The sequence below is a fragment of the Kitasatospora sp. MY 5-36 genome, assembly GCF_001182915.1.
Classification (GTDB): domain Bacteria; phylum Actinomycetota; class Actinomycetes; order Streptomycetales; family Streptomycetaceae; genus Kitasatospora.
In genome coordinates, this window is record NZ_LFVW01001106.1 from 1 (window position 1) to 1884 (window position 1884).

At 76.8% G+C, this 1884-nt stretch carries 2 protein-coding genes and 1 pseudogene; 1 reads left to right on the forward strand and 2 read right to left on the reverse strand.

Translation table 11 applies throughout. The annotated features are described in order from the left end of the window. On the reverse strand, positions 1–842 hold an 842-nt coding region (locus AE652_RS49375; protein ID WP_369808374.1), incomplete at its 3' end, for a hypothetical protein. On the opposite strand from AE652_RS49375, the gene AE652_RS40550 reads away from it, so the two are divergent. Continuing rightward, positions 841–1680, forward strand: a complete 840-nt coding sequence (locus AE652_RS40550; RefSeq protein ID WP_049660839.1) for a TIGR02452 family protein — start codon at positions 841–843, stop codon at positions 1678–1680. The two genes, AE652_RS49375 and AE652_RS40550, sit on opposite strands and share 2 nt — an antisense overlap. Before the next feature lie 7 nt (positions 1681–1687). Here the strand turns inward: AE652_RS40550 and AE652_RS40555 are convergent. Further along, a pseudogene (locus AE652_RS40555) lies at positions 1688–1884 on the reverse strand (hypothetical protein); the annotation flags it as partial.

The following is a 1884-nucleotide window of genomic DNA, read 5'->3' on the forward strand; positions in this document are numbered from 1 at the left end:
CCGAGCTGGGCATCGAGGACGAGGAGCCGGCCGCCGAGGCCGAGTCCGGTGAGTCGGCCGAGGCCGCTCCGGCCGCCGAGGCCCCCGCCGCGGCGCAGGCCGAGGACCGTGCCCCGTCGTACCGCGAGGCGCGCGGCGAGCGTCCGGCCTACGGCCGTGACCGTGACGACCGCGGCGGCCGTTCGGGTGGCTTCGGCGGCGGCGACCGTCCGGCCCGCTCCTTCGGCGACCGTCCGTCCTTCGGCCGGGACCGTGACGAGCGCGGCGGCAGCAGCCGTCCGTTCTCGCGCCGCGACGACCACCGCTCCGGTGGCCGTCCGCAGTCCGACCGCGGTGGCTTCAACCGTGACCGTGGCGGCTTCGGTGGCGGTCGTGACCGTGACGACCGTGGTGGCCGTTCGGGTGGCTTCGGTGGCGGCGACCGCGAGCGCGGTGGCTTCAACCGTGACCGCGACGACCGCGGCGGCCGTTCGGGTGGCTTCGGCGGTGGCCGTGACCGCGATGACCGCGGTGGCCGTTCGGGCGGCTTCGGTGGCGGTCGTGACCGCGATGACCGCGGTGGCCGTTCGGGTGGCTTCGGTGGCGGCGACGACCGCAAGCCGCGCTGGAAGAACTGACGCCGCACCGGCGGTGACCGACCGCCGGCCGGGCTGAACGTGCGGCCGGGCCGACCACACGGCCAGGCCGACCGCGTGAAACGCACGAAGGGCCCGCTCCTCCCCTGGAGCGGGCCCTTCGCGTTTCCCCCACGCGGACACCCCGCCATCCCCCCGGGGTGTTGTTCTGGAAGTGAGAATAACCTGTGGCGCACGGGCGCGGTAGTCCCGTAGCGTCGCGGCCATGAGCAGCAGACTGCACGACGTGGCACGGGTGAACGAGGAGATCGCCGAGCGCGGGAGCTACCGGACGGCCGGGGGCGAACTCGTGCGGGTGGGGGAGGAGTTGGCGGCGGCGAAGGCCGGCACGGTGTCGTACGCGCCGGAGCGGCTGGACGCGCTGCTGGCGGAGGGCGGCCGCGGGCCGGGGCCGGCGGCCGGGCGGATCGAGGTCACGGCCGAGGGGAGCGTCCAGGCCGCCCGCCGGCTGGTCGACGCCGGGGCGGGGCCGGTCGGGGTGCTGAACTTCGCCTCCGCGCGCAACCCCGGCGGCGGCTACCTGCGCGGCGCCCGCGCCCAGGAGGAGGACCTGTGCCGCAGCGCGCTGCTGTACAGCTGCCTGCTGGAGGCGCCGGACTACTACGAGGCGCACCGGGCCTCCACCGACCTCCGGTACAGCCACCGGGTGATCGTCTCGCCGGCGGTGCCGGTGATCCGGGACGGGCGCGGCGAGCTGCTGGCGCGGCCGTACCCGGTCTCCTTCCTGACCTCGCCCGCGCCCAACGCCGGTCAGCTGGAACGGCGTTCACCTGGTACGGACGTCCGCGGCGTGCTCGCCGAGCGGGCCGTGCGGGTGCTCGCCGCGGCCGCCCGGCACGAGCTGCGCACGCTGGTGCTCGGCGCCTGGGGCTGCGGGGTGTTCGGCAACGACCCGGCGCAGGTCGCCGAGGCCTTCGAGGGGGCGCTGGCCCGGTACGGGGCGGCCTTCGACCGGGTGGTGTTCGCGGTCTGGGACCGCGCGCCGGTCTCGGCGAACCGGGCCGCCTTCGAGGCCCGGTTCGGTGCGGAGCGCGCGGTCCGGTGAGGGCCGGCTAGAGCTTGCGGGCGGAGAGCGCCGTCGCGGCCGTGGAGGCCGCCGCGACCACGCCGGTCACCGCGAACACGGACGGCCAGGCGCCGATCTTCTTCGCCAGCGGGTGCGAGCCGCCGAAGGCCGCCACGTACAGGCCGGTCAGCGCCGCCGCGGTGCCCGTGCCCGAGCTCCGGCGCCACTGCGCGGCCGCCCCGG

Coding starts and splice junctions, on each gene's coding strand:
- AE652_RS40550 (WP_049660839.1), top strand. CDS start 841: ATGAGCAGCAGACTGCACGACGTGGCACGGGTGAACGAGGAGATCGCC.